Below are 25,388 nucleotides of genomic sequence, written 5' to 3'. Positions count from 1 at the left end.
ACCCCCGATGACGAAACTCCTCCTCTCCCTCCACGTCCTGGCGGCGGTCATCGCCGTCGGCCCCGTCACGGTCGCCGCCAGCATGTTCCCGGCCGCCGCCCGCCACGCCCACGCCGCGGCGCCCGACGAACCGCCCCTCGCCACGGTCCGCCTCCTCCACCGGATCTGCCGCGTCTACACCCTCGTCGGCGTCTCCGTCCCGGTCTTCGGCCTCGCCACCGCCAACACCATGGGCGTACTGACCGACACCTGGCTCATCGCCTCGATGCTCCTCACCGCCGTCGCCGCGGTCGTCCTCGCCGCTCTCGTCCTCCCCCGCCAGGAGTCCCTCCTGACCCAACTCACCACCGCGCCCCCCACCCTGGACCGCCGCACCACCACCCGCCTCGCCATGTCCACCGGCATCTTCAACCTCCTCTGGACGACGGTCACCATCCTCATGATCGTCCGCCCGGGCTCGACGACGGGCGCGTGACCGGTGAGGTGCGGCAGCTCAGCTCTCTGCGGGCTCCTGACTGAGCGCGGCGAGCTGCTCGCGGACACGGGAGGCGTCGTCGGCCCGGTGCTGTGAGGCGTAGAGATCCAGCGCCTTTTCCCAGGTGCCGCGGGCCTGCTCGCGGTCGTGCACGGCATAGGTGTGCCCGAGGTGATCGAGCGTGTCAGCCTGCGCCGACTCGTTACCGAGGTCGTAATAGAGGTTCAGCGCTTGCTGGTAGTGCTCCTCGGCATGTGTGTACTCGCCGGTGTAGTGAGCGATGTACCCCAGGTTGTCGAGGATGTCTGCCTTGCCGCTCGGGTTACCGCCTCCGCTGCACCGGTCCAGCGCCCGGCTGCAGATTTCGCGGGCCTCCGCATAATCACCGAGCCGCGCTGTGTACCGGCCGATCTCGTTGAGGGCGTTGGTGCCGCTGACGTCGATGTCCAGTTCCTGGAACAGGCGCCAGGCGTGTCTGGAGTGCGCGAGCGCCTCGCGGTCGTTGCCCTGGACCTCCCAGGCCTTCGCCAGAGCTCTGTGCGTATGCGCCTGGCCCAGGCGGTCGTTGTCGTGCGCTGCGACGGCGAGGCCGGTCTGCAGGTGGGTGACGGCTTCTTCGTGGAGCCCCGCTAGCGCACAGGCGCGCCCGAGGTGACGGTACGAGCGGGTACGGAGGTCCGCGTCGAGGTGATCGGACGCAGGCGCGCCCATCCGCCACGCCGACAGGTTGTCATCCAGACGCCCCTGACGCAGCTGGAACGTGGTCAGGGTCCAGGCGAGCTGCCAGACCTGGGTGTTCCACTTCTTCTCCACGGCTACGTGCTGGACAGCCAGCAGAGTGAGGCGTTCGGCATTGAGCCACCTCCAGGCGTCCTGGACGTCCTTCAGCGGCTGCGGACTGCACGCTGGGGGAAGTTGGGCCAGTGCGATGGGCGCATGGTGCTTGGCGATGAGCAAGTCGGCGGCGTGTGCGGTATGAACGCCGTACTCCGTCAGGCGGTACAGGGCCATGTCCCGTTCCGAAGCCGTGTCTTCCTCTTCCGCCTGGCGCGCGGCGTAGAGCCGGACCAAGTCGTGCATCCGGTAGCGGCCCTTCGTGTGCTGCTGGACCAGCGAGACGTTCTCCAGGGTCCTGAGCTGGTTCCGTGCCTCCCGCAGGGTCGTTCCTGCAAGGCTGGCTGCGGCGTACACGCTGACATCGGCACCCGGGGCGAGCCCCACCATGCGGAACATGGTGGCCTCAGTCGTGCGCAGAGCCCGGTACGACCATGACAGCACCGTTTCCAAGCAGGCTTCGGGCGACTCCAGGCTGAGTGCTTCCAGCCGTTGTGAGGTGTCCTCCAGCTCCTCAGCGATGCCGGAGAGCGGAAGGTGCGGCTCCAGGACGGCGCGGCTGGCGACGATGCCCAGCGCCAGGGGAAGACCTGCGCACCACCGCACCAACTGGTCCGTGGCACCCGGCTCGGCCGCGATCCTGGACTCGCCGAGCTGCCGGGCGAGCAGGGCGCGCGCCTCGTCGTCGCCGAGTGCGTCCACCTGCACAGGCCGGGCGCTGTGTGTGGCGACGAGGCTCGCCATGCGGTCGCGGCTGGTCACCAGCACGGTGCAGGCGGGGGCGCCGGGAAGCAGCGGAGCCACCTGCGTGGTGTCCCGGGCGTTGTCGAGCACGATCAGCATGCGCCGCCCGGCAACGAGGCTGCGGTACAGCCCCATCTGGGCTTCGAACTGCCGCGGAATCTCGCCCGGCTCCATGCCGAGCGCATCGAGGAACACCCGCAATGCCTCGTGGGGCGGCATCGGCTCCTCGCTGGGGTGGAAGCCCCGCAGGTTCACGAAGAGCTGTCCGTCCGGGAAGCGGTCCGCGTACGCGTGGGCCCAGTGCAGCGCCAGCCAGGTCTTCCCGATGCCGCCCGCGCCCCCGATCGCGGAGATCACCACGGTCGTACCGTGCTCCACGCCTGCATCGAACGCCTTGGTCAACTCCGCGACCTCGGCGTCCCTTCCCGTGAACGTTCGTGGCGCTGCCGGGAGTTGCCTCGGTACGACGGGCTCCCGGGCCGTGCCGTGAAAGTGCACGCCTCCCGTGATGTCTCTGGCCTGGACGATGTGGCTTCCGGCGCCACCTCTGGCGCTGTTGCGGACCTCGGATTCGCCAGTCATGCCGCTCAGTCTCGCACTGCCGTTTGGGCGTCGAGGCGCCAGTTAGCATGAGCCGAATGAGCGATGGGGATTCGAACGACGGTCAGTCCGGCTCTTCTTCCGCTCCGGGGCGGAGGTCCGGGGGTGGGGTGTCGTGGAGCACTGTGCGGTTGTTCTTCCGGTGGGAGGTCTGGGCGATCGTGGGGGTGCTGGTCGTCGTGGCGTTTCTCGCTTCCTGAGGGGGAGGGGGCTCAGGGGGTTCGCTCGCGGGTCGGCAGGAGGCCTGTCAGGAGGCTTGCCAGGGCGAAGAGGGTGCCTGTGGTGACGACCGCGGGCCAGCCGCCGTGGGTCCAGGCGAGGGAGCCTGCCAGGGAGCCCAGGGAGATACCGAGGAAGCGCAGGGTGAAGTAGAGGGTGTTGAGGCGGCTGTGGATCGCGGGGTCCAGGGCGAAGAGGAGGGTCTGGCTCGCGGCCTGGTTGCCCCAGACCCCGACGTCCAGGACGACCACGCCGACGATCAGCCAGGCCAGCGACGTACCGCCGGGCAGCAGGGTCAGCCAGCCGATCACGACCATGCCGACGAGGGCGAGCACGGAGCCGCGGCGGCCGAAGCGGTCGGCCGTGCGGCCCGCCCACGGTGAGGCCAGGGCGCTGGCCGCGGCCACCAGGCCGAACAGCCCGGTCTGCGCCGGGCCGTAGCCGTAGTCCTCCTCCAGGAGGAAGGTGAGGGTCGTCCAGAAGGCGCCGAACGCGACGCCGACCAGCGCGCCCGAGCCCACGATCCGCCCGACCAGCGGCCGCGCCGCCAGCGCGGGCAGTGACGCGAGCGAGGCGCGGTACGCCGTGCCGTGCGCGGCCGGAGGCACGTACGGCAGGGCCCGGCGCAGCACCAGCGTCAGCGCGAGCGTGAGGACGCACGAGTAGGCGAACACGCCCCGCCATCCGGCGAGTTCGGAGAAGGCGCCCGAGTAGGCGCGCGAGGCCAGCACCCCGACCAGCAGTCCGCCCTGCACCGTGCCGACGACCTTGCCGCGCGTCGCGCCCTCAGGGCCGGTGAGGGCGACGGCCAGGGGCGTGATGAGTTGGGGTACGGGGGAGAGCAGTCCTACGGCGAAGCTCGCGGCGATCAGGAACCAGACCGTCGGCGCGAGCGCGCAGGCGGCCAGCGCGGCGGACGAGGCGGCGCCGAGGCCGAGGATGAGCCGCCGCCTGCCGTGCGTGTCGCCGGCGGGGACGATCAGCAGGATGCCCGCCGCGTAGCCGAGCTGCGTGGCCGTCGGCACGGCGCCGAGCAGGCCGGGGCCCGCGTCCAGCGACGCGGCCAGGGAGCCCAGCAGGGGCTGGCTGAGGTAGACGTTCGCCGCCGTGACGGCGCTGGCGGTCGCCAGCAGCGGGATCAGGGAGGGGGTGCGTTCGCTCACGTGAATCGACCGTAGGGCGGACGTGGGTGGCATACTTTCGTCCGTACGCCAGATCCTGTCGAGAACGTGCCAGAACCTGTCAGGGGGTCGCGCCGTGTACGGGAAGAGCGAGGACCGCGACGACTACCAGGCCGTGCCCAGGCCGGTCGCGGCCATGGCCAGGGACCTGGCCGACGGTCACCACATCCCGCCGCACAGCCACCGCCGCGCCCAGCTCATCTACGGCACGACGGGCGCCATCACCGTCACCACCGACCACGGCGCGTGGGTCGTCCCCGCCACCCGGGGGGCCTGGATCCCCGCCGGGCTCACCCACGCGATGACCTGCGCGGGCGCCGTCGCCATGCGCACCCTCTACCTCGCCCCGGAGGCCGCCGTACGGCTGCCCGCGCGCCCCACGGTCGTCTCCGTCTCCCCGCTGCTGCGCGAGCTGATCGACGAGGCGACGCGGCTCCCCGTCGAGTACGACGCGGAGGGCCGCGACGGCACCGTCATGGAGCTGCTCCTGCTCTCCCTCACTCCGCACCCCGTACGAGCGCTGCACCTGCCCAGCCCTGGCCCGGACGGCGGAGGCGGCGGAGACGAGCGGCTGGCCGCGCTCTGCGCGGAGATCCGTCGGGACCCGGCCGCGCCCTGGACCGCCGCGTACGCCGCGGCGCGGACCCATCTGAGCGCGCGCACCCTCCAGCGCCGGTTCACGGCCGCGACGGGCATGCCCCTCGCCCGCTGGGTCCAGCAGGCGCGGCTCCTGCACGCCGCCGCGCTGCTCGCCCGCGGCGAACCCGTCACCTCGGTCGCGGCGCGCGTCGGCTACGCGACCCCGAGCGCCTTCACCGCGATGTTCCACCGCGCGCTCGGCACCACGCCCACGGCCTACTTCGCGGGCGGGGAGCAGAGCGAGCAGAGCGCGCAGGGCGAGCAGAGCCAGGCGCCGACGTCTACTTCGTGATGCTGCCCGTGCGGCACGCCCTGGCCGCCTCGGCGACCGTGTCGTAGACCAGCCCGTCGTGGGGGACGTCCTGGCCGCGCAGCGCGGCGCGGACCTTCGACCCGCCCGTGACGGCGAGCGTGCCGCCCCGCGAACGGATCTTCGACGCCAGGCCCACCAGATCGCGGGCCCCGGCACCGTCGACGTGCCCCACGTTCCCGAAGTCGACGACGAAGCGGGACTGCCCCGCCTCCACGAACCGGAGCACCGGCCGGGACAGCAGGGGCGCGCCCGCGGCGTCGAACTCCCCGGTGGCGTCGATCACCACGACGCCCTCGTCGTCCCAGCGGCACTTGAGACTCAACCGCGGTCCTGGCAACGCCTCGCCTTCCCCTGAGTGAACAGTGGCGGCGGCACGGCCGTCGTCCCCCGGACCTGCCGCCTCATTCGCCACCTGCCCGCCCCGGCGCCGTTCATGCCGAACCGTTCAATCCGTTCAATCGGAGCCGAGCGGTTCGGCCAGTCCGACGACGATGCCCTCGGGGCCGCGTACGTAGCAGAGCCGGTAGCTGTCCTCGAACCGGACCAGCTCGCCGACCAGCTCCGCGCCGTGCGCGTCGCGCAGCCGGGCGACGGTGTCCTCGACGTCGTCGACGGCGAACATGACGCGGCGGATGCCCAGCGTGTTCGACGGCGCGTCCACCGGACCGTTCCTGACCGCCTTCGGCGTGCGGAACATCGCCAGCTCCACCTTCCCGTGGCCGTCCGGGGTCCGCAGCATGGCGACCTCCTGCCGGACGTCGTCGAGCCCGATGACACGCTCCGCCCACCGCGCGCCCTCCAGCGGCATCCTGCCCTCCAGCTCCATGCCGAGCTCGACGAAGAACGCGACGGCGGCGTCGAGGTCCTCGACGACGATGAGAACGTTGTCCATGCGCTGAATCGCCATGCGACCCATTCTGACCGAGCGCGACCGGGTCTCAGCGGGACGGGCGGCGGCCCGAGCGGCGGAAGCGGAGGCCGAGGTAGAGCAGCGCGACGACGAGCACCACGATGCCGATGATCAGCAGATAGAGGAGCCCCTTCAGCACGGCGCCGAGAATGCCCAGCACCATCGCGACGAGCACCAGGAACAGGAAAAGTGCCACGGCGCTGCCTCCTAACGGCGGGCGAGCTGGCGCCTGCCGTCGGGGCCCGGCGCGTAGTCGAGTTCGTAGTGCTCGAAGATCGCCTTCTCGTCCTCGGCGGGCAGCACGTCGTCCGTGCCGATCGAGGGGGCCTTCTTCACCTGCGACCTGTCGTACGCGACCCGCACCTGCTCCGGCGCGACGGTCGCGCCCTCCAGCGGGACGAACACCAGGCGGTGCCGGGTCGGCATGCCCACCTGGACGGTGACCATCGACGGCTCGTCCGTCCGGGTGTCGACGTACACCGCCTCCAGCGTGCCGATCTTGTGTCCGCCGGGGTCGACGACGTCGTGCGTGCGCCATTCACGGATGTCCGCTGTCTGGATCACCGCGCATCCCCTTCCCACGGGAGTGAGGTCCGCGTCCCCCAGTCTGCTCCCGCCCGCGGGACGCCGCCATCGGGGCGCCGCCATCGGGAGGGGACCGTCAGAGCCCCATGATCACGCCGCGCCAGGTCCACCCGGCGTCGAGGACCGTGTTCCGCAGCGGGTCCCGCATCTCGCGGGAGTCGAAGCGGTGGACCTCCGTCGCCTCGACACGGCCGCTCTCGCCCCGCCCGATGGTCCACTCCCGGGAGACCCTGGTCGACGGCCCGCGGCTGTACTCCTTCATGCGCACCATCCGGGGCGGGTCCCCGACCCAGGAGACCTTCCACTGCTCGTCGAGCGCGCGCGCCTCGTTGCGCTCCGGCACCAGGCGTATCCGGGTCTTGATGTCCCAGGTGAGCTGCGTACGGACGAAGAACGTGCGCCAGGCGGGGTCTTCGGCCCGCAGTTCGGCGACCACGTCGGCGCCCTCGGCGACGGTGCCCTCCCGTACGAGGAACGGCACGTCCGGCCCGTTGAGCGCCAGCAGCGCGTCCAGGAGGTCCTCATCCGGAAGCGGCTCGATCCCGGGGGAGGGGCGCTTGGTGCCGGTGAGCTTGTCGAAGAGACCCATGGGGACAACCTAGAGAACGCGCCGGGCACGCCGTCAACCGAGGTGGACGGAGGGCCCGAGGGCCCGGCGCAGTTCCGTGAAGGCCCGGCCGTCCGCGTGCCACTGGGCGGTGACCCGCCAGCCCTCCCGCGCGGCGTACCGCCGGAGGGCGCGGGGGCCCACGCGCGCCCAGGGGAACGCCGGACCGTGGGCCGAACGGCCGTCGTGCACCCGCACCGTGAGGCGTTCGTCGGTCCCGGCCACCCCCGTCTCCGCTTCCGTCTCGACGAGCAGGACGCCGTCGGGAGCCGCGAGTTCGGTCAGCCGGCGCAGCAGCGCGGGCGGGTCGCCGCCGATGCCGACGTTGCCGTCCATCAGCAGCAGCGTGCCCCAGCGGCCCTCGCCCGGCAGCGGGTCGAAGACGGAACGGCGCAGCGCGCTGCCGCCCCGGCCGACCGTGCCGTGGACGGCGGCGCCGCTGACGTCGATGCCGAGGGCCCGCAGGCCCAGGGCCGCCAGCCCGCTCACCATCCGCCCCGGGCCGCAGCCGACGTCGAGGACGGCTCCACGGCAGCGCCGCAGCACCGTGGCGTCGGCGGCGTCGGGCGCGGCGTGCCACCGGTCGGCCTCCAGGGGCAGCAGACGGCCGTCCGCGCAGCGCAGGAACAGCGCGCCGGGGCGTGGACGCAGGGCGGGGGCGAAGGGGAGATCCGTGTCGATCACGGGCAGCACCGTAGGCCGCGGCGCGGCGCTCCAGGAGGTCCCGGGACCTTACGGAACGCGAACGCCCTGCGGACCGCCCTGCCGACCGCCCCGCGGACCACCCCCGGAGCGTGCCGGGGCCTCCCGCTGATCAGGGGCGTTCGTGTTCCGTAAGGGGTACGTCCGGGTTCCGCAAGCCTCCCGGCGCGGCCGCGCGGCTAGCTTGAGCGCATGACCTCCCCGGCCGGTGACCGCCGCCCGCTGTCGGTGCGGCTCTCCAGGGCCTTCACCTCCCGTCTGCGCACGCCGCGCCTGACGAGCCAGCTCGGAGTGGCGCTGGGCGCCGCCTTCGGGATCTGCTTCGTCACCGGCTACCTCAGCCACGCGATCCAGCACCCGCCCTGGTGGTTCGCCTGGCCGTCACGCCCCGTCAGCCTCTACCGGGTGACACAGGGGCTGCACGTCGCGACGGGGCTGGTCGCGATCCCGCTGCTGGCCGCGAAGCTCTGGGCCGTCTTCCCCCGGCTGGTCAAGTGGCCCTCCGTACGGGACGTACGCGCGCTCGTCGAAAGGCTGAGCCTGCTCGTGCTGGTCGCCGCGGCCACCTTCCAGCTCGTCACCGGCGTCCTCAACATCGCCCGCTGGTACCGCGCGATGGGCTTCTTCTTCACCACCGCGCACTACTGGACGGCGTGGCTCGCCGTCGGCGCCCTCCTCGTCCACGTCGGCGTCAAGCTGCCGCTGACCCGCCGCGCGCTGAAGGCCCGCGTCCGTCCGGTACGGGGCGAACAGCACGGCCTCACCCGGCGCGGCCTCCTCGCCACCGTCGCGGGCGCGGCCGGGGTGGTGACGGTGGCGACGGCGGGGCAGACCGTACGCCCGCTCGCGGGCCTCTCCCTCCTCGCCCCGCGCGACCCCCGCGTGGGCCCGCAGGGGTTGCCGGTGAACAGGTCCGCCGTGCGCGCGGGCGTCGTCCGCGCCGCGACCGACCCCGCGTTCCGGCTCGAACTCGTCGGCCCCTCCGGCACCCGGACCTTGTCCCTGTCGCTCGCCGACCTGGGCGCACTGCCGCAGCACACCGTGGACCTCCCGATCACCTGCGTCGAGGGGTGGAGCGCCGGGGCGCGCTGGACCGGCGTCCGGCTGCGCGACCTGGTGGCGGCGGCGGGAGGCGATGAGCATGCGTCGGTACGGGTCCTGTCCCTGCAGCGGAGAGGGCGTTACGGCAGCTCCACCGTCGCACCGCCGCACGCCCGCGACCCGCTCACCCTGATCGCCCTGAAGCTGCACGGCGAACCTCTGCATCTCGACCACGGGTTCCCCTGCCGCCTGATCGCTCCCAACCGGCCCGGTGTCCTGCAGACGAAATGGGTGCGCCGCATCGTCGTGGAGCGGGCCTCGTGAGGGGCGGCGGTGTGGTGGTGTGGGCCCGTCGCCTCCTCGTCGCCTTGGGCACGGCGATGCTGGGGTACGGCGTCTACGGTGCCGTCGGCGCGGGCGAGTTCGGCCTCGCGCCCTACCGGAACTTCCTCGCCGCGTCACTGCTGTGGCCCACGCTTCTCGGGGTGCCGGTGGCTCTGGGGCTGGGCGCCCTTGTCGCCCGCCTGGTCCCGGGCACGGTCCGAGCGCCGGTCCAGGCGGCCCTGTTCACGACGGGCGTGGTCCTCGTGGTCGCCCTGCCGCTGGTGCTCGGCACGGGCCATGACCCGACCTTGCCCTCGGCCCTTCCCCGTGCTTACGGGTGGGGCCTTGCCCTGGTACTGGGCCTTGTGTGGACCGGGGCTTTGGCCTGGGCGGCACTCCGTCTGCGAGCCGCCTTCGCCGCTTCGCGGCGCTGAGGGAGCCCGGTGCTGTTATGCGTGCCGGCGCGGTGGGGGCTGCGCCCGGGGTGCCCCTTGCGGCGCGTTGCAGACTGCGGCTTGCGTCGTGGTTGCTCGCGCAGTTCCCCGCGCCCCTTCGGGGCGCATCCTGGCGCCCGGAACCGTGCTCCGAAGCTCGCCCCGGAGGGGCGGCTTCAGGGGCGCGGGGAACTGCGCGCCCGGCCAGGAAGCAGCGGCAGTCTGCGATCCGCCACAAGGGGCAGCCCGGATGCAGCCCTCCCCGCCGGGGACCGGCAAGGGACGGTGGGGGAGCTTTGGTCAGGCCCGGGTGAGGGCGTGGGCGAAGTGGGTGGTGGGTGCGGTGGCGGCGACCGCGAACGCGTCGGCCGCCGTGTCCACGTCCCGCAGGGTCGGCAACTCCCCGACGACAAGCCCCGCAAGGACAAGGCGGCGGAGTTGCGCGTCGCCGGTCCCGCTCGTGGACATCGGGACACCGCGCACCAGCGAGGGATCCGGCGCCGCGAGGCCCAGCGCCCAGAAGCCCCCGTCGGCGGCCGGGCCCAGCGCCGCGCCGCCGCGCGCGAGGGCCAGCCCGCGGGCGAGGAGCCGCGGGGTGACCTGCGGGGTGTCCATGCCGATGAGCAGCGCCGGGCCCGCGACCTGCGAGAAGGCGTCCGCGAGGCGCTCGTCCAGCCCGCCCGCGGCCTGCGGCAGTACCTCCAGGTCCAGGCCGTCGGGAAGCCAGGCGCCGGGCGCGCCGTCGAGGACCAGGACCCGGCGGTCGGCGGGGGTCGCCGCGACCGCGGCGAGGGTGTCGGTGAGCGCGGCGCACGCGAGCCGGGCCGCCTCCCCGGGGCTGAACGGCGGGGTGAGCCGGGTCTTCACACGCCCCGGCACCGGTTCCTTGGCGACGACGAGGAGCGTGCTCACCGCACCGGCTCCGACGAGTCCGACGAGTCCGACGAGGCGGACAGGACGCCCCGCATGTCCCGTACCGCCTGCCAGGTGCCGCGCCAGGTGCCGGTCACCTTCGAGCTGCCCGTACGCGGCAGGTACGGCACGTCGTGTTCCCGTACGCGCCAGCCCGCGTCAGCGGCGCGTACGACCATCTCCAGGGGATAGCCGCTGCGCCGGTCCGTGAGCGCGAGGGCGAGCAGCTCCTCGCGGCGCGCGGCCCGCAGCGGCCCGAGGTCGTGCAGGCGGAGCCCCGTACGGCGGCGCAGCATCCGGGCGAGGGCCCAGTTCCCCGCACGGGCGTGCGCGGGGAAGGCGCCCCGCCCCTCGGGACGGCGACGGCCCAGCACCAGGTCCGCCGTGCCGTCGGCGACCTCGGCCACGAACGGCGCCAGCAGCCCGGGGTCGAGGGAGGCGTCGCAGTCGCAGAAGCAGACGACGTCGGCCTCGGCCGCGAGCAGGCCCGCGTGGCAGGCGGCGCCGAAGCCCCGGCGGGGTTCGTTCACGACCTCGGCGCCGAGGTCCCGCGCGACGGCGGGGGAGCCGTCCGTCGAGCCGTTGTCGACGACGAGGGCGCGCCAGCCGCGCGGGACGCGCGCCAGCACCCAGGGCAGCGCCGCGGCCTCGTCGAGGCACGGCAGGACGACGTCGACGGAGACGTCGACGGAGACGCCGGGAGGGCCCGGGGCGGGGCCCGGCGGGCGCGCGGGGTTCGGATCGTTCACGGCATTCACCGTAGGGAGCGGAACGGGCCGAGAGGGGCCGCGAGACCTTACGAAACGCGGACATCGCCGCGAGGAGCGCCCGACCGGGCCCCCGCCTCCCGGCCCGGGTGCGACGCTGGACGCATGCACGCTGAGCAGCACGTCCTCGTCGTCGACGACGATCCGACCGTGTCCGAGGTCGTCGCGGGCTACCTCGTCCGCTCCGGCTTCTCCGCCGAGCGCGCGCCCGACGGCCCCTCGGCCCTGCGCGCCGCCGAACGGCGCTGGCCCGACCTGGTCGTGCTGGACCTGATGCTGCCCGGCGTCGACGGGCTGCGGGTCTGCCGCGAGCTGCGCTCCCGGGGCCCCGTCCCGGTGGTGATGCTGACCGCGCGCAGCGACGAGGAGGAGCGGATCCTCGGACTGGAGGTCGGCGCGGACGACTACGTCACCAAGCCGTTCAGCCCCCGCGAACTCGTACTGCGGGTGCAGGCGGTGCTGCGGCGCGGCGCCCGGGAGCCGGGCGCCGAGCGTGGTGCCGAGCCCGGCGCCGAGCGCGGCGCCGGGCCCCTGCGCGCCGGGAACCTGGAGGCCGATCCCGCCGCCCGCCGGGCCCTGAAGGACGGGCGCGAACTGGTGCTGACCCTGCGCGAGTTCGACCTCCTCGTCCACTTCCTGCGCCACCCCGGCCAGGTCTGCGACCGTGAGCGGCTGATGCGGGAGGTGTGGGGCTGGGAGTTCGGCGACCTGTCGACGGTCACCGTCCATGTACGGCGGCTGCGCGCCAAGGTCGAGGACGACCCCGCGCGGCCCCGGCTGATCCAGACCGTGTGGGGCGTCGGCTACCGCTTCGACCCCGAGGGGGAGTGACGGCGTGCGTGACGTGCTGCTCATCGCCCTGTACGCCTTCCTCGGCGCGGCCGGAGCCGGACTGCTGGGCGCGGCGGCGCTGCGCGTGCTGCGGCGCCGCTCCCTCGCCGCCTCCCTGGCCGTACTGGCCGCCGTCGCCGTCGGCGCGATGCTGGCGGGCACGCTCGCCGTGGCCTGGGCGATGTTCCTCTCCTCGCACGACCTGTCGGTGGTCACGACGGTGGTGGCGATGGCCGCCGCCGTCTCGCTCGTCACGGCTTTGCTGCTGGGCCGCCAGATCGTGGCGGGCTGCCGCGACCTGGCCGTCGCCGCGCGCGGCTTCGGCGAGGGCGGCGCCTTCGCGGCGCCCGCGCGCCCCGTACCCGCCGAACTCGCCGCGCTCAGCCAGGAGCTGGCCGCGACCAGCGAACGGCTGGCCGCCTCGCGGGAACGCGAACGCGCGCTGGAGGCGTCACGCCGCGAGCTGGTCGCGTGGATCTCGCACGACCTGCGCACCCCGCTGGCCGGGCTGCGGGCCATGTCCGAGGCGCTGGAGGACGGCATGGCGGAGGACCCCGACCGCTACCACCGGCAGATCCGCACGGAGATCGAGCGGCTCAACGGGATGGTCGGCGACCTCTTCGAACTCTCCCGCGTCCACGCGGGGACGCTGCCGCTGAGCCGCTCGCGCGTCAGCGTGTACGACCTCGTCGGCGACGCGCTCGCGGGCGCCGCGCCGCTCGCCCGCGAGCACGGGGTCCGCTTGGCCGACGGGCCTCTCGACCCCGCGCCGGTCGAGGTCGACGCGGTGGAGATGACGCGGGTGCTGGCCAATCTTCTGGTCAACGCGATCCGTCACACCCCGGCCGACGGCACGGTGGCCGTCGCCGCCGAACGTCACGCCGATACGGTCGTGCTGTCCGTCACTGACGCGTGCGGCGGCATCCCCGACGAGGACCTGACGCGGGTCTTCGACACCGGCTGGCGCGGCAGCCGCGCCCGGACGCCGCCCGCCGGCGCGGGGCTCGGCCTCGCGATCGTGCGGGGCATCGTCGAGGCGCACGCCGGGCGCGCCGACGTCCGCAACGTCTCCGGCGGCTGCCGCTTCGAGGTCACGCTCCCCCTTTCCCCCGCCCATTCGTAGCCGTCCCCGGCGCGGTGGGTCTGCGCCCGGGCTGCCCCTCGCCGTGTCCGGCAGGCCGCGGGTGCGTCGTGGTTGCCCGCGCAGTTCCCCGCGCCCCTGACGGGGCGTTTCCGGCGCGGTGGGTCTGTGCTCGGGGTGCCCCTTGGGGTGCTTTGCAGGCTGCGGGTGCGTGGTGGCTAGCCGCGCAGTTCCCCGCGCCCCTGAGGGGGCGTTTCCGGCGCGGTGAGGGCTGCGCCCGGGCTGTCCCTTGCCGTGTCCGGCAGGCCGCGGGTGCGTCGTGGTTGCTCGCGCAGTTCCCCGCGCCCCTTCGGGGCGCTTTCGTTCTCGGAGCGGTGGGGGCTGTGTCCGGGTTGCCCCCCGGGGCGTGTTGCAGGCTGCGGGTGCGTGGTGGCTTGTCGCGCAGTTCCCCGCGCCCCTGAGGGGGCGCTCCCGTGGCGCCCTGAAGCGGCCCGCGCGGCCCGCCTCGGTGCGCCCGCGGCCCGCAAGGCACCGCAAGGGGCAGGGACTGCCCGGCCCCGGCTATTCCGTTCGCGTCGCGAACTCCCGCATCCCCTCCTCGAAGGAGACCTCCGGCTTCCAGCCGAGGTGGGAGCGGAGCAGTTCGGAGTTGGCGGTGATGTGGCGGACGTCGCCGAGGCGGTAGTCGCCGGTGACCACCGGCTCCGGGCCGCCGTGCGCGGTGGCCAGAGAGCGGGCCAGCTCCCCGACGGTGCGCGGATGACCGCTCCCCGTGTTGTACGCGGCGCACGTGCCGGGCTCTTGTTCGTCCACGGTCTCCAACACCAGCGCGTTGGCCGCCGCCACATCCCGTACGTGCACGAAGTCCCGCCGCTGGCCGCCGTCCTCGAACACCCGTGGCGCCTCGCCACGGGCCAGCGCCGAGCGGAAGAGCGCGGCCACGCCCGCGTACGGGGTGTCGCGCGGCATCCCCGGTCCGTACACGTTGTGGTAGCGCAGCGACACCGCCCGGCCGCCGGTCGAGCGCGCCCAGGCGGTGGCGAGGTGTTCCTGGGCGAGCTTCGTCGTCGCGTAGACGTTCCGCGGGTCGGCGGGGGCGTCCTCGCCGACCAGTCCGGGCACCAGGTCCTGCCCGCAGCGCGGGCACCGCGGCTCGAACCGCCCCGCCGCGAGGTCCCGTTCGGCGCGCGGCCCGGGCCGTACGGTCCCGTGGCGCGGGCAGTCGTACCGTCCCTCGCCGTACACCACCATCGATCCCGCGAGCGTCAGCCGCCGTACGCCCGACGCGGCCATCGCGGCGAGCAGGACGGCGGTGCCCAGGTCGTTGCGGGAGACGTAGTCGGGCGCGTCGGCGACGCCCTGGCCGAGGCCCACCTTCGCGGCCTGGTGGCACACGGCGTCCACGCCGCGCAGCGCCCGCCGTACGGCCTCCTCGTCCCGTACGTCAGCGTGGATCCACGGCACGCCCTCCGGTGGCGCGGGCGGCGCGGGCGGCGCGGGCAGAGCGTCCAGCACGAGTGGCTCGTGGCCCCAGGAGACGAGGGTGCGGACGATGTGGGAGCCGATGAACCCGGCCCCGCCGGTGACGAGTACGCGCATACGCCGACGCTAGGCGGCAGCGTCCCCGGACGGGACCGACACGCGTGCGACGTCCGCGTTCCGTAAGACGTGGGCGGGAGGTTCACCAGCCGGTGACGAACGCGTGGTTGAGGACCAGGGCCAGTGCCGCCTGGGCGGCGAGCCACGGGCGGCGGGCCCGGTCGGGGAGGAGGGCCGTCGCGGGGAGCAGCCAGAGCGCGAAGGGCAGCCAGATGCGCTCCGTCTCGGCCTTGCTCATGCCCGAGACGTCGGCCACGAGGACGGCCGTGAGCGCGGCGGCGGCGAGCAGTCCGACGGCCCGGCGCCCCCCGCTGTCCCGCGCGGCACGGGGCGCGCGGCGGAGTCCCGCCACGCACGCGGGGCCGACGACGAGCGCCGTGCAGGCCAGGTTCGCCCAGACCCAGTACCCGTACGGGCGGACGCGCGCCGCGCCCTGGTAGTAGCGCTCGACCAGCAGCCGGTACCCCTCCCACCAGTCGAAGCCCAGCGAGCCGAAGACGACCGGCACCACGAGCGCGCCCGCGACGACGAACGGCAACGGCCGCACCGTACGGGCGACGAGCAGCACCGCGCCGCCGACGAGGGCGAGGAGGCCGAGGCCGTAGGAGAGGTAGCACAGCCAGCCGGACAGCAGGCCGGTGCCGAGTGCGGCGAGACGGGCCGCCTGCCCTGTGCGGGTCGCGGCGTACGCGAGCAGCGCGAGGGCCCAGGCGGCGACCGCGGCGAAGTACCCGTCGGCCGAGACGCCCACCCAGACCGCGGCGGGCGCCAGGACGAGGTACGGGGCGGCACGCCGCGCGCTCTCCTCGCCCGCCAGCCACCGCAGGGCGAGCAGGACCGCGGCGACGGCCGAGGCGCCGGTCACCACGCACCAGGCGGCGGCCCAGGCGCCCCCGCCCAGCCCGATCCGGTCGAGCGCCACGAACGTCAGCGTCGCGCCGGGCGGGTGCCCGGCCACGTGCGGCGGCCAGTTGTCCGGGGCGTCCAGGAGGATGTGGCCGGTGAAGCCGCGCAGGGCCGCGGGGACGTCGTGGAAGCGGTCCATCACCGTCAGGTACTCGTACTTCGTGGTGAGCCGTCCCGCGAAGCCGCGGTGCCAGCCGTCCACCAGCGCGAGCGAGAAGGTCCAGGCGGCGGACGCCGCCCAGCCCGCCAGGGGCAGCGCGCGCCGGGGGAGCCGGTCCGCGAGCGGCGGCCCGTACGCGAGCACCAGCGCCGCGACGAGGACCGCGGCCGGGGTCCCCGGGCCCCAGTGCGGCTCCCACTTCGCGTACAGCGGCGGCCAGCCGACGCGCAGGCTGGCGTCCGCGCGCTCGATCGCGTGCCCGACGACGACGGCTGCGGCCACGAGCACGGCCACGGTGGCGACGGCGTACAGGTCACGGCTCCGGGAGCGAGCGGGCTGGGCGTTCACCCGGGAACCGTAGGCCGCGCCCCGCACCGCGCGGGGGACGGCGCGGCGGACGTCAGACTTCCGTCATTTCCGGGAGCCATCCCAAGGGCTTCTGGACGGCAGGGACTCCAGGAGGTGTACGGCCGCTTCCCGCGCGTACGGGGGTGCGGCGGCACGGTCGCGCAGGTGGCGTCCGGTGGCCGCCAGGGACGCGACCGTACGGGCCGAGCCGGTGCGGGCGGCCGTCGGGGCCAGCTCCGCCGCGAGGCGCGCGGCCTCCGTCCAGGCGCCCGCGTGGGCCGTGGTGGCGAGGAGTCCGGCCGCGAAGAGGTGCCGGTAGGAGGGGCCGGGCGCCGCGACCGCCGCGTGGAGCTGCGGGAGCGCGCGGTCCCAGTGGCCGAGCCGGGCGCGCACCCAGCCCTGGTGGCCGAGGAGTTCGGGCTCGTCGATCCACCAGGCCCAGTGCGGGTCCCGGGTGGAGACGCCGTCCAGGAACGCCGTACGGGCCCGGTCCGTCAGCTCCACCGCGTCCCGTTCCCCGCCGAGCAGGGCCACCGCGTGGGCCCGCCGGATCAGCACGAGGCTCGCGACGCGCGGCGGCAGCGGCCGGGGCCCCGCGGCCGCGCGTTCCGCCGCGGCGAGGGCGGCGCGCGGACGGCCCGTGCGGGTCAGCAGCATGCTGCTGTTGAGCAGGGTCAGCCGGGCCGTCCACCGGTCGCCGCAGCGGTCGGCGAGGGCCAGCGCCCGCGCGTTCGCGCGGTGGGCGGGGCCGGGGAGGCCCGCGTCGAAGAGGATCCAGCCGATCACCTCGTACAGCTCGGCGAGCGCCGCGAGCCGGTCGCCGTTCCCCTCCCGGCTCCCGGCCAGCCGACGGGGGCCTGGCAGCCGTCGCGCCGCCTCCCGTACGGCGGGCAGCGCGGCCATGGCCCCGCACCCGGCGTCGAGGGCGACCAGGCGCCGTACGGCGGCGCGGGCCTCCTCGGCCCCCGGCCCCGGCCCGGCAGCTACGCCACCCAATGCCGCCGTCCGGCGCCCGGGCCCTCGCCGTCCCCGTTGTTCCCGTTGTCCCCCTCGTCCCCGGCGTCCGCGAGCGCGGCGGCGAGGCGGGTGACGGCCGCCTCGATGTCTTCGGGCGGGAGCGTGAAGGGGATCCGCAGCCGGTGCTCGTGGGTGCCCGGGTCGACGCCGAAGCGGGAGCCGCCCTCGATCCGTACGCCGTGCCGCAGCGCGGCACGTGCCAGCGCCGAGGCGACGGGGCGGCCGAGATCGGCCCAGAGGGAGAGGCCGCCCGGCGGCGTCTGCCAGCGCCACTCCGGGAGGTGCAGGGAGAGGGCCGTGGTGAGCGCTTCGCGCTGGGCGCGCAGGACCGGGAGGCGGCGGCGCAGCACCTCGTGCTCGCGGTCCAGCAGGCCCAGCCCCACGAGCTGGTCGATGACGGGGTTCGACATGTCGGCGGGGACGCGGGCCGTCGCCAGCTCCGTCACGAGCGGGGTGCCCGCGCGGATCCAGCCGACGCGCAGCCCGCCCCAGTGGGTCTTGCTCAACGAGCCGACGGTCAGCAGCTGTTCGCCCGCGCCCGGCGGGACGACGGAGGCGAACGGCGGGGGAGCGGGCACGTCGAGCGCGATGTCCGACACCGTCTCGTCGATCACCAGCCAGGTGCCGGTGGCCCGCGCGGTCTCCGCGATCCGCACCCGGTCCTCGCGGGGCATCAGCGCCCCGGTCGGGTTCTGGAAGTCGGGCACGAGGTACGCGGCGCGCGGCGCCGTCTGCCGCAGCGCCGCGGTGATCAGCTCGGTGTCCCAGCCGCCCGCGGTCACCGGTACGGGCACGGCGCGCAGCCCGGCGCGGCGCAGCGCGTCGAGCGCGTTGGGGTACGACGGGTTCTCGACCAGCACCCGGTCGCCGGGGCGGCCCAGCAGCGACAGGGCGAGCGAGAGCGCCTGCTGCGCGCCCGTGGTGACGAGGATCTGCTCCGGCACCGTCGCCAGCCCCCGGCGCGTGAACCGCTCGGCGATCGCGGCCCGCAGCTCCGGCAGGCCGTACGGGTGGTAGCCGGGCGCCGCGGCGTGACGGGGCAGCGCCCGGCCCGCGTCGGCGTACGCGTCGAGCAGCTCGCTCTCCGGCGCGGGCGGCGCGGCGATCGCCAGGTCGAGCATGCCGTCGCCGACGGGGAACGCGGCCACGTTCGCCGGGCGGCGCCCCTCCGGCAGCGCCGTCCAGGTTCCCGCGCCGCGGCGGCTGAGCGCGTAACCCCCCTCGCGCAGCAGGTCGTACGCCGCCGTCACCGTCGCCCGGGAGACCTTGAGCGCCCCCGCGAGCTCCCGCTCGGCCGGCAGCCGCGTGCGGAGCGGGACCCGGCCGTCGAGCAGCAGCGCCCGTACGCCCTGTGCGAGCGCCCGATAGCCGGGACGCGTTCCCGCTCCCGCCCCCGCCGTACGGGAGACGAGCCGCGCGAGTGCCTCCGCGCCGACGGCGGCCCTGCTCACGGTGGGGACCACTCGCGTTACGGCCATGCCAACTCTCCCGTATTGGCCCTGTCATCCAGGCCAATCACCCTACAGACTCGGTCCGGAGCGACGGAGAGGAGACGTCCGCGCGGGCCCTCGACGGGGAGGGGGCGGGCGGGCGCTGAACGGAAGGGGGCCGGCCGGTATGCGGGCACGGGCGTACGGAGAAGCGGGGGCCGACCGGCGGGGGCGGCGTCCCGCCCGGGTCGTCGTCGGCGTCAGCGGCTCGCTCGCGAGCCTGGCCGCGTTGCGGGTCGCCGCGCAGGAGGCCCGGCGCGGCGGCGCCACGCTCGTCGCGGTGACCGCCTGGTCGCCGCCGGAGGGCGAACGCGCGTATCTGCGGCGCCCGGACCGCGACTGGCTCCGCCACTGGCAGGGCGAGGCGAGGGCGCGGCTCGACCTCGCCTTCGACGAGGTCTTCGGCGGTACGCCGACGGGGGTGCCGTCCGTCGAACGGCGGGTCGTCCGTGACCGGCCGGGCCCCGCTCTGTGCGCTGTGGCCTGTGGGCCCGACGACCGTGTCGTGGTGGGCGCCGCCCGTGCGGGGCGCGTCCGCCGGTACGTGCTGGCCCACGCACGTGTCCCCGTCCTCACGGTGCCTGCTCCGGCCGTGCCCCGGCGGGTCCGGCGTGCCTTGCGGCGGGCTACGGTCGCCGACATCGTGGCGGGACCGTGAGGGGTGGCCGGGGTGAGCCGGGGCGAGCGTGCCCCTTGCCGCGCGTCGCGGGCTGCGGGTGCGTCGTAGCTTGTTGCGCAGTTCCCCGCGCCCCTTCGGGGCACCTCGTCAGCGGTCCAGGGCCTTGGCGATGTCCTTCTCCTCCGGGCCCAGGAAGTGGGGGTCGGGGGTGAAGGTGGCTTCGAGGGCGGCTTTGGTGGCGCTGGGGAGTTCGCGGAGGGAGCTGGCGTACCAGGTCGCGTCGCGGGGTTCGGGGACCGGGACGCCGTACGAGGTGACGCCCGCCGAGCGGCAGAGCGCGGCGGCGCGGCGGATGTGGAAGTCCTGGCTGACCAGCAGCGCGCGGTGGACGCCGAAGACGCGGCGGGCGCGGCTGCACGAGTCCCAGGTGTCGAACCCGGCGTAGTCGGCGACGACACGACGGGAGGGGACGCCCTTCGCGGCGAGGTAGCGGCGCATGGCGGACGGCTCGTCGTAGTCCTCGCGGCTGTTGTCGCCAGAGACGAGGACCGCGCGGACCTTGCCCCGGGTGTAGAGCTCGGCGGCGGTGTCGAGGCGGTGCGCGAGGTACGGGGAGGGCTCGCCGTCCCACAGGCCCGCGCCGAAGACGAGGGCGACGGGTGCGGAGGGCGCGTCCGCTGCCGTACGGGCGAGGCGGTCGTCCGTCGTGAGCCGAAGCCAGGTGGCGGGGAGCAGCGCGAGCACGCACAGCGCCACCAGGGCCTGGACGGCGCGGCGCCTGCCCCGCCGGGTGCGGGGGACGAGGCGGCGGAACCGGTGGGGGAGCTCGCGTATCTGCACGAGTGGTGTCACGCGGACATGTGTGCGGACGGTTGCACGCCGGGCTACTCCTTGGGGCGTACCGCCCGGCCGACCTCTGTCCGGAGTTCGGTGAAGGCCGGGAGGCCCCTGGTGCCGATCTGGTCGCGTTCGGCGGGGAGTCCGACGGGCAGGTCGGCGTGGACGCGGCCCGGGCCGGGGGCCAGGACGACGACGCGGTCGCCGACGTAGACGCTCTCGTCGATGTCGTGCGTGACGAACAGGACCGTCATGCCCTCGGACCTGTGCAGCCGCAGCAGCAGGTCCTCCAGGTCCTCGCGGGTCTGCGCGTCCAGCGCGCCGAACGGTTCGTCCATGAGCAGCAGCGCGGGCCGCGCGGCCAGCGCGCGGGCCAGCGCGACGCGCTGCTGCATGCCGCCGGAGAGCTGCCAGGGGCGCTGCCGTCCGGTGTCCGCCAGGCCGACCTGGTCCAGCATGCGGGCCGCCTCCTCGTGGCGGCGTGCGCGGTCGAGGCCCTGGCGGCGCAGCGGCAGGGCGACGTTGTCGCGGACGGAGAGCCAGGGGAAGAGGGAGCGGCTGTAGTCCTGGAAGACCACCCCGAGCCGGTCGGGGACGCGGTCGACGGGGGTGCCGTCGAGCACGATCCGCCCCGAGGTGGGGCGGGTGAGCCCGGCGACGCAGCGCAGCAGCGTGGACTTGCCGCAGCCCGACGGGCCGACGAGAGTGAGCAACTGGCCGTCGGGCACGCTGAGTCCGATGTCGCGCAGGACGAGCGGTCCGTCGCCGTAGCGGTGGCTGAGGTCCTTGATCTCCAGCACGCGCGTCACTCGCCGCCTGTGCCGTACGGCGGGGTGTCGTCGGCGACGACGGGGACGTGGAGCAGCACGGGCCCCTCCTCCGGGCCGAGCCCGAGCACGCGGTCGAGCGCCCCGGGCAGCTCCACGGCCCGTTCGACGCGGCTGCCGGGGCAGCCGAACGAGGCCGCGAGCGCGGCGAAGTCGATGCCGCCGATCGCCGTCCCCGGCACGTCGGGGACGCCGATACGGGCGCCGAGCCCGCGCACGGCGCTGTAGCCGCCGTTGTCGAGCAGCACGAACGTGACCGGGGCGCGGTGGCGTGCGGCGGTCCACAGCGCCTGCACCGCGTAGAGCGCGGAGCCGTCGCCGAGCAGGCAGACCACGCGGGAGGCGCCCTCGGGCCCGGCGGGCGCCTCCCGTTCCGCCAGCGCCCGTCCCACGGCCAGCGGCAGGCCCCAGCCCAGGGCGCCGCTGCCGGTGGTGAGGTAGCGCCCGGGGCCGCTGACGGGCAGCCGGGCGTGCAGGATCTCGCGGTGGCTGGGCGCCTCCTCGACCAGTACGGAGCCGGGGGAGAGCCGCTCCCGCAGCAGGTCCAGCAGCAGTTCGGCGGAGGCCGCGTCGCCCGCGCGCGCCGGCGGGGGCGCGGGCCGCGCCGGGGGTGCGGGCCGCTCCGCCTTGCGGACCAGCCCGTTCAGCGCCCGTACGGCCGGGCGCAGCGTGGTGACGAGGCTGGTGCCCAGCGGCAGCCAGGCGGCCTGCGCGGGGTCGCAGTCGAGGTGGTGCAGCGCGGTGCCCTCGCGGAGGGGCGGCGCGTCCGGGTCGCCCGCGGCCAGGTGGTACGTGAAGAGCGGGGCGCCGAGCGCGAGCACGAGGTCGTACGGCGCCAGCGTGGCGGAGAGGCCGTCGGGGACGGGCGGCAGGAAGCCCTGGAAGAGCGGGTGCCGCTCGTCGAAGCCCGAGCGCCCGGAGAGCGGGCTGATCCAGACCGCGGCGCGGGTCCGTTCGGCGAGCTCGGCCACCTCGTCGTACGCGCCTTCGGCGTCCACGCCGGGGCCGACGACGAGCGCGGGGCGGGCCGCGTCGTCGAGCGCGCGGGCCAGTTCGGCGAGCGCCTCGGGGCCGGCGGTGTGGGCGCTGTGCACGGTGCGCGGGGCCACGGGCCGCGCCGGGCGGTCCCAGTCGTCCTCGGGGACGGAGAGGAAGACCGGGCCGCGGGGGTGGGCCATGGCGAGGCGGTGGGCCTCGGCGAAGGCGGCGGGCACGTCGGCGGCGCGCTCGGGCTGCCGCGCCGACTTCACGTACGGCTCGGGGAAGCGGGCCGGGTCGTCGGCGCCGAGGAACGGCCGCAGCTGTAGCAGCGCGCGGGACTGCTGGCCCGCGACGAGGACGAGCGGCACCCGGTCCCGGTAGGCGTTGAACACCGAGCCCAGCGCGTGCCCGACGCCGCCCGCCGAGTGCAGGCTGACCAGCGCGGCGCGCCCGGTGCCCAGCGCGTACCCGGCGGCCATGGCGACGGCGGTGGACTCCTGGAGCCCGAGGACGTAGCGGAAGTCGTCGGGCCAGTCGCGGAACATGCGGACCTCGGTCGAGCCGGGATTGCCGAACACCGTCGTCATCCCGGCGTCCCGGCAGAAGTCCCGCACGGACTCACGGACGGACTTACGGACGGTGGGTGCCATCCGCGTCACCTCCTCCTCGGTGGGCGTACGGATCGACGAGCCGTTCGACGGCCAGCAGCGCGCTGTTGAGCAGATGCCCGAGCACGCCCAGGAGCAGCAGCACCGCCCAGACGGTGAGCAGGTCGGAGCGGGTCTGGGCGTCGACGAGCTGGAAGCCGACACCGTTCGCCGTGCCCGGCAGCAGCTCGGAGAACACCATCAGGATGAGCGAGAGCGCCAGGCTCAGCCGCAGCCCGGCGAAGATCTTCGGCAGCGCTGCGGGCAGGTACAGCAGCCGTACGCGCTCCGCGAGCGGCATCCGCAGCACGGCGGCGACGTCCAGCCGCAGCGGATCCACACCGCGCACGCCCTCCGCCGTGTTGATGAGGACGGGCCACACGGCGCTGAAGACGATCGCCGCCAGCTGCATCGGCGTCCCCAGGTCGAAGAGGACGACGGCCACCGGCACCAGCGCGGGCGGCGGCACGGCCCGCGCGAACTGGAGCAGCGGGTCGCAGAGCGCGTACGCGGTGCGCGAGCGGCCCAGCACCAGCCCCAGCACGATCCCGCAGACGGCGGCCGTGCCGAACCCGGCGAGGACGCGTCCGACACTGGGCAGCACATTGGCCACCGCCTCGTCCGTCAGGAAGAGCCGCGAGGCCGGGCCGTCGAACCAGAGCCGGTGGGCGTGCCTGGCGATCCGCGCCGGGGGCGGGAAGTAGACGCTGTCGCGCAGCACCGCGGCGGCCTGCCAGAGCAGCACGGCGCCGACGGGCACGCCCACCCGGAGCGGCAGATGGGACCTCATGCCTGCTCCGTACGGTGGCCGGGGGCCCAGGGGAAGAGCCGACGCTCGGCGGCGACCAGCACGCCGTTGATCACCAGCCCGAGCGTCCCCGCCCACACGACCCCGGCCAGCACGTCCCGCGTGCCGTCCGTGGCCGTGCCCGCCTGGGCGATGAAGATGCCGAGCCCCTCGCCGAACCCGGAGAGGATCTCGGTCGCCACGGCGAGGATCAGCGCGGTCGCCGCCGAGATCCGCACCCCCGCGGCGATGAACGGCGCCGCCGACGGCAGCCCGACGCGCAGCACGACGGCGAGCCGCCCGAAGCCGAAGGCCCGCAGGGTCTCCTTGGCGAGCGGGTCGGTCTCGCCCAGCCCGTAGACGGTGTTGAAGAGCACCGGCCACACGCTCGCGTACGTCACCAGCGCGACCGTCGTCTCCGTGCCCGAGCCCAGCAGCAGCGAGACCAGCGGGATCAGCGCCACGGACGGGACGGGGCGCAGGAACTCGATGAGCACCTTCACCGCCGCGTTCACCGCGGGGACGCTGCCCAGCAGCAGCCCCAGCGGCACGGCCAGCGCGCAGGCCAGCCCGAGACCGGCCGCCCACGCCTTCAGGGTGGCCCCGACCCCGTCCAGGAACGCGGCGTCCCCGGCCAGTCCGACGGCGCGGGCCAGCACCTCGGAGACGGGCGGCAGGAAGTCGCGCCGCACCCCTCCCGTACGGCTCGCGGTCTCCAGCGCGGCGAGGGTCCCGGCCACTCCCGCCGCGCCCAGCAGCGCGTCCCTGAGCCTCACTTCCCCGGCTCGTGGAGCACGTCGGCGGCGGTGAGCTTCTTCTTGAGGAGCCCCTGCCGTCTCATCTCCTCGATGAGCCGGTCGAGTTCGGCGGCGCTGGCCTTCTCCGGGTAGGCGGGCAGCTTGATGGCGGCGGCCTCGTCGGGCTTGATCTCGGTGTACGCGGGCAGCGCCTTCTCCACCGCGCGCCGGTCCTTCGCGGCGAGGGCCTGGCCCTTGCGGAGGGCGCGGACGAAGGCGGCGGCGGTCTTCGGGTACTTCTCGGTGAACTCCTTCGTGGTCGCGTAGCCGCTCAGCGGCAGCCCGTCGGCGGGGGTCGCGTCGCCGTCGACGACCGTACGGGTCTTCAGCTTCCGCTTGAGCGCGGTGCGGAACGGCTCCGCGATGTGCACCGCGTCCACCTGTCCGCGCTCCAGCACGGTGGCCATCTGCGGGAAGGGGACCTGCCGGTAGTCGGGCCGTTCGGCGCCCTCCTGGCGGAGGATGCCGTTGAGGGTGAGGGACTGGATGTTGTTGAGGATGTTCACGGCGACGCGCTGGTCCTTGAGGTCCCGCGCGCTCTTGATGTCCGAGTCACGGGGCACCAGGACGTCCATCATGTGCGGCGCGTTGCGCGCGCCCTCCGCCAGGTAGCGGGTGGCGAGGGTGCCCTTCTCGCGGGCCTGGAGGAAGTTGACGTAGTTGGCGCCGCCGATGATGTCCACCTGGCCCTTGGCCAGCGCGGGCAGCGCCTGGACGCTCTGCTGCACGGGCTGGACGCGGACGGTCAGCCCTTCCTTCTCGAAGTACTTCCGCTCGATGGCGAGATGGAGCCCGGCCACGTCGGCGAGGGGCAGCCCCGCGACGGTGAGGGTCTTCTTCTCCGGCCCGTCACCGCCGCCCGCTCCGTCGTCGTCGGATCCGCCGCACCCTGCCGCCAGGAGGGTGGTGACCGTGATGATGGTGGCCAACTTCGCTACTGAGGGGCTCAGTTGGATCCTCATGAGCCGTCACCATACGTGACATGTCCATCACGCACCATACGTCACATGTACGGCACCGCTAAGTGGGTCCGCTGAGCAGGGGCTGCCCCTGCCGGTGCGTCGCAGGCCGCGCGTGCGTCGTGGTCGCTCGCGCAGTTCCCCGCGCCCCTGAAGCAGCCCCTTCGGGGCGCTTCGGGGCGCCACGGGTGCGCCCCGTCAGGGGCGCGGGCCTG

The 25,388-nt window shown here is 74.7% G+C and carries 27 protein-coding genes; 7 read left to right on the top strand and 20 right to left on the bottom strand.

Going from position 1 to position 25,388, the window contains the following annotated elements; genetic code table 11:
- Positions 1–7: 7 nt before the first annotated feature.
- On the top strand, positions 8–475 hold the full coding sequence (locus ACGF3A_RS24720) for a DUF2269 family protein (RefSeq protein ID WP_393732449.1): 468 nt from the start codon (positions 8–10) through the stop codon (positions 473–475).
- Positions 476–493: 18 nt separating this feature from the next.
- Here the strand turns inward: ACGF3A_RS24720 and ACGF3A_RS24715 are convergent, their stop codons facing one another.
- Entirely contained in the window at positions 494–2,635 is a 2,142-nt protein-coding gene (locus ACGF3A_RS24715) for an ATP-binding protein (RefSeq protein ID WP_393732448.1), read from the bottom strand.
- A 230-nt stretch (positions 2,636–2,865) separates the two neighbouring features.
- Complete coding sequence (locus ACGF3A_RS24710) at positions 2,866–4,035, bottom strand: MFS transporter (RefSeq protein ID WP_393732447.1); 1,170 nt, start codon at positions 4,033–4,035, stop codon at positions 2,866–2,868.
- 94 nt (positions 4,036–4,129) lie between these two features.
- On the opposite strand from ACGF3A_RS24710, the gene ACGF3A_RS24705 reads away from it, so the two are divergent.
- On the top strand, positions 4,130–4,984 hold the full coding sequence (locus tag ACGF3A_RS24705; protein WP_393732446.1) for an AraC family transcriptional regulator: 855 nt from the start codon (positions 4,130–4,132) through the stop codon (positions 4,982–4,984).
- On the opposite strand, the gene ACGF3A_RS24700 is transcribed toward ACGF3A_RS24705, so the two are convergent.
- From ACGF3A_RS24700 to ACGF3A_RS24675, 6 genes are all read right to left on the bottom strand, one after another.
- On the bottom strand, positions 4,974–5,327 hold the full coding sequence (locus ACGF3A_RS24700) for an STAS domain-containing protein (RefSeq protein WP_393732445.1): 354 nt from the start codon (positions 5,325–5,327) through the stop codon (positions 4,974–4,976). The genes ACGF3A_RS24705 and ACGF3A_RS24700 overlap by 11 nt on opposite strands.
- A 132-nt stretch (positions 5,328–5,459) precedes the next feature.
- The gene (locus ACGF3A_RS24695; protein ID WP_393732444.1) at positions 5,460–5,912 is read right to left on the bottom strand and encodes a VOC family protein; all 453 of its coding nucleotides are present in this window, start codon (positions 5,910–5,912) and stop codon (positions 5,460–5,462) included.
- 31 nt (positions 5,913–5,943) lie between these two features.
- A complete protein-coding gene (locus tag ACGF3A_RS24690) occupies positions 5,944–6,111 on the bottom strand; it encodes a hypothetical protein (RefSeq protein WP_393732443.1) in 168 nt (55 codons plus the stop codon).
- An 11-nt stretch (positions 6,112–6,122) separates the two neighbouring features.
- On the bottom strand, positions 6,123–6,479 hold the full coding sequence (locus tag ACGF3A_RS24685) for a PRC-barrel domain-containing protein (RefSeq protein WP_393732442.1): 357 nt from the start codon (positions 6,477–6,479) through the stop codon (positions 6,123–6,125).
- A 97-nt stretch (positions 6,480–6,576) separates the two neighbouring features.
- On the bottom strand, positions 6,577–7,089 hold the full coding sequence (locus ACGF3A_RS24680; RefSeq protein WP_393732441.1) for a hypothetical protein: 513 nt from the start codon (positions 7,087–7,089) through the stop codon (positions 6,577–6,579).
- 33 nt (positions 7,090–7,122) lie between these two features.
- Entirely contained in the window at positions 7,123–7,791 is a 669-nt protein-coding gene (locus ACGF3A_RS24675; RefSeq protein WP_393732440.1) for a class I SAM-dependent methyltransferase, read from the bottom strand.
- Between the two features lie 210 nt (positions 7,792–8,001).
- Here ACGF3A_RS24675 and ACGF3A_RS24670 point away from each other — a divergent pair, with 210 nt between their 5' ends.
- Both ACGF3A_RS24670 and ACGF3A_RS24665 read left to right on the top strand, forming a co-directional pair.
- Positions 8,002–9,174 carry a molybdopterin-dependent oxidoreductase gene (locus ACGF3A_RS24670; RefSeq protein ID WP_393732439.1) on the top strand — a complete coding sequence of 391 codons (1,173 nt, stop codon included), beginning with the start codon at positions 8,002–8,004 and terminating at the stop codon, positions 9,172–9,174.
- Positions 9,171–9,608 (top strand): hypothetical protein, encoded by a 438-nt coding sequence (locus tag ACGF3A_RS24665; RefSeq protein WP_393732438.1) that lies wholly within the window; start codon positions 9,171–9,173, stop codon positions 9,606–9,608. The genes ACGF3A_RS24670 and ACGF3A_RS24665 overlap by 4 nt, the downstream gene beginning before the upstream one ends.
- A gap of 300 nt (positions 9,609–9,908) precedes the next feature.
- Here ACGF3A_RS24665 and ACGF3A_RS24660 read toward each other — a convergent pair whose 3' ends face one another.
- Both ACGF3A_RS24660 and ACGF3A_RS24655 read right to left on the bottom strand, forming a co-directional pair.
- Complete coding sequence (locus tag ACGF3A_RS24660; RefSeq protein ID WP_393732437.1) at positions 9,909–10,520, bottom strand: DUF2064 domain-containing protein; 612 nt, start codon at positions 10,518–10,520, stop codon at positions 9,909–9,911.
- A complete protein-coding gene (locus ACGF3A_RS24655) occupies positions 10,517–11,185 on the bottom strand; it encodes a glycosyltransferase family 2 protein (protein ID WP_393732655.1) in 669 nt (222 codons plus the stop codon). Before ACGF3A_RS24655 ends, ACGF3A_RS24660 begins: the two co-directional genes overlap by 4 nt.
- 207 nt (positions 11,186–11,392) lie before the next feature.
- On the opposite strand from ACGF3A_RS24655, the gene ACGF3A_RS24650 reads away from it, so the two are divergent.
- The gene (locus ACGF3A_RS24650) at positions 11,393–12,118 is read left to right on the top strand and encodes a response regulator (protein ID WP_393732436.1); all 726 of its coding nucleotides are present in this window, start codon (positions 11,393–11,395) and stop codon (positions 12,116–12,118) included.
- A 4-nt stretch (positions 12,119–12,122) separates the two neighbouring features.
- Entirely contained in the window at positions 12,123–13,241 is a 1,119-nt protein-coding gene (locus ACGF3A_RS24645; RefSeq protein WP_393732435.1) for a sensor histidine kinase, read from the top strand.
- A gap of 519 nt (positions 13,242–13,760) precedes the next feature.
- Here ACGF3A_RS24645 and ACGF3A_RS24640 read toward each other — a convergent pair.
- The 4 genes from ACGF3A_RS24640 to ACGF3A_RS24625 form a co-directional block, all read right to left on the bottom strand.
- On the bottom strand, positions 13,761–14,798 hold the full coding sequence (locus tag ACGF3A_RS24640; protein ID WP_393732434.1) for an NAD-dependent epimerase/dehydratase family protein: 1,038 nt from the start codon (positions 14,796–14,798) through the stop codon (positions 13,761–13,763).
- A gap of 82 nt (positions 14,799–14,880) precedes the next feature.
- Positions 14,881–16,212, bottom strand: coding sequence for a hypothetical protein (locus ACGF3A_RS24635; protein WP_393732433.1), 1,332 nt, complete (start codon positions 16,210–16,212; stop codon positions 14,881–14,883).
- 63 nt (positions 16,213–16,275) lie between these two features.
- Positions 16,276–17,208: a DNA-binding protein gene (locus tag ACGF3A_RS24630; RefSeq protein ID WP_393732432.1), complete on the bottom strand. Its 933-nt coding sequence runs from the start codon at positions 17,206–17,208 to the stop codon at positions 16,276–16,278.
- On the bottom strand, positions 17,196–18,707 hold the full coding sequence (locus tag ACGF3A_RS24625) for a PLP-dependent aminotransferase family protein (RefSeq protein WP_393732431.1): 1,512 nt from the start codon (positions 18,705–18,707) through the stop codon (positions 17,196–17,198). The genes ACGF3A_RS24630 and ACGF3A_RS24625 overlap by 13 nt, the downstream gene beginning before the upstream one ends.
- Before the next feature lie 139 nt (positions 18,708–18,846).
- Between ACGF3A_RS24625 and ACGF3A_RS24620 the strand changes: the two genes are divergently transcribed.
- On the top strand, positions 18,847–19,377 hold the full coding sequence (locus ACGF3A_RS24620; protein ID WP_393732430.1) for a universal stress protein: 531 nt from the start codon (positions 18,847–18,849) through the stop codon (positions 19,375–19,377).
- 108 nt (positions 19,378–19,485) lie between these two features.
- Here ACGF3A_RS24620 and ACGF3A_RS24615 read toward each other — a convergent pair whose 3' ends face one another.
- Genes ACGF3A_RS24615 through ACGF3A_RS24590 form a run of 6 tightly spaced genes read right to left on the bottom strand, consistent with a single transcriptional unit; the run spans position 19,486 to position 25,176 of the window.
- A complete protein-coding gene (locus ACGF3A_RS24615) occupies positions 19,486–20,190 on the bottom strand; it encodes a vancomycin high temperature exclusion protein (protein ID WP_393732429.1) in 705 nt (234 codons plus the stop codon).
- Between the two features lie 32 nt (positions 20,191–20,222).
- The gene (locus ACGF3A_RS24610; RefSeq protein WP_393732654.1) at positions 20,223–20,975 is read right to left on the bottom strand and encodes an ABC transporter ATP-binding protein; all 753 of its coding nucleotides are present in this window, start codon (positions 20,973–20,975) and stop codon (positions 20,223–20,225) included.
- A 5-nt stretch (positions 20,976–20,980) separates the two neighbouring features.
- Entirely contained in the window at positions 20,981–22,633 is a 1,653-nt protein-coding gene (mdlC, locus tag ACGF3A_RS24605; protein ID WP_393732428.1) for a benzoylformate decarboxylase, read from the bottom strand.
- Positions 22,614–23,420, bottom strand: coding sequence for an ABC transporter permease (locus tag ACGF3A_RS24600; protein ID WP_393732427.1), 807 nt, complete (start codon positions 23,418–23,420; stop codon positions 22,614–22,616). The genes mdlC and ACGF3A_RS24600 overlap by 20 nt, the downstream gene beginning before the upstream one ends.
- Positions 23,417–24,193: an ABC transporter permease gene (locus tag ACGF3A_RS24595; RefSeq protein ID WP_393732426.1), complete on the bottom strand. Its 777-nt coding sequence runs from the start codon at positions 24,191–24,193 to the stop codon at positions 23,417–23,419. Before ACGF3A_RS24595 ends, ACGF3A_RS24600 begins: the two co-directional genes overlap by 4 nt.
- Complete coding sequence (locus ACGF3A_RS24590; RefSeq protein ID WP_393732425.1) at positions 24,190–25,176, bottom strand: ABC transporter substrate-binding protein; 987 nt, start codon at positions 25,174–25,176, stop codon at positions 24,190–24,192. Before ACGF3A_RS24590 ends, ACGF3A_RS24595 begins: the two co-directional genes overlap by 4 nt.
- Positions 25,177–25,388: the final 212 nt, after the last annotated feature.

Origin of the sequence: Streptomyces sp. NPDC048172, from assembly GCF_043202595.1 — a bacterium.
Classification (GTDB): Bacteria; Actinomycetota; Actinomycetes; order Streptomycetales; family Streptomycetaceae; genus Streptomyces.
This window is presented reverse-complemented; position numbering and strand designations above follow the sequence as displayed.

Coding starts and splice junctions, on each gene's coding strand:
- ACGF3A_RS24590 (WP_393732425.1), bottom strand. CDS start 25,176: ATGAGGATCCAACTGAGCCCCTCAGTAGCGAAGTTGGCCACCATCATC.
- ACGF3A_RS24715 (WP_393732448.1), bottom strand. CDS start 2,635: ATGACTGGCGAATCCGAGGTCCGCAACAGCGCCAGAGGTGGCGCCGGA.
- mdlC (WP_393732428.1), bottom strand. CDS start 22,633: ATGGCACCCACCGTCCGTAAGTCCGTCCGTGAGTCCGTGCGGGACTTC.
- ACGF3A_RS24640 (WP_393732434.1), bottom strand. CDS start 14,798: ATGCGCGTACTCGTCACCGGCGGGGCCGGGTTCATCGGCTCCCACATC.
- ACGF3A_RS24600 (WP_393732427.1), bottom strand. CDS start 23,420: ATGAGGTCCCATCTGCCGCTCCGGGTGGGCGTGCCCGTCGGCGCCGTG.
- ACGF3A_RS24680 (WP_393732441.1), bottom strand. CDS start 7,089: ATGGGTCTCTTCGACAAGCTCACCGGCACCAAGCGCCCCTCCCCCGGG.
- ACGF3A_RS24620 (WP_393732430.1), top strand. CDS start 18,847: ATGCGGGCACGGGCGTACGGAGAAGCGGGGGCCGACCGGCGGGGGCGG.
- ACGF3A_RS24720 (WP_393732449.1), top strand. CDS start 8: ATGACGAAACTCCTCCTCTCCCTCCACGTCCTGGCGGCGGTCATCGCC.
- ACGF3A_RS24670 (WP_393732439.1), top strand. CDS start 8,002: ATGACCTCCCCGGCCGGTGACCGCCGCCCGCTGTCGGTGCGGCTCTCC.
- ACGF3A_RS24695 (WP_393732444.1), bottom strand. CDS start 5,912: ATGGCGATTCAGCGCATGGACAACGTTCTCATCGTCGTCGAGGACCTC.
- ACGF3A_RS24650 (WP_393732436.1), top strand. CDS start 11,393: ATGCACGCTGAGCAGCACGTCCTCGTCGTCGACGACGATCCGACCGTG.
- ACGF3A_RS24625 (WP_393732431.1), bottom strand. CDS start 18,707: ATGGCCGTAACGCGAGTGGTCCCCACCGTGAGCAGGGCCGCCGTCGGC.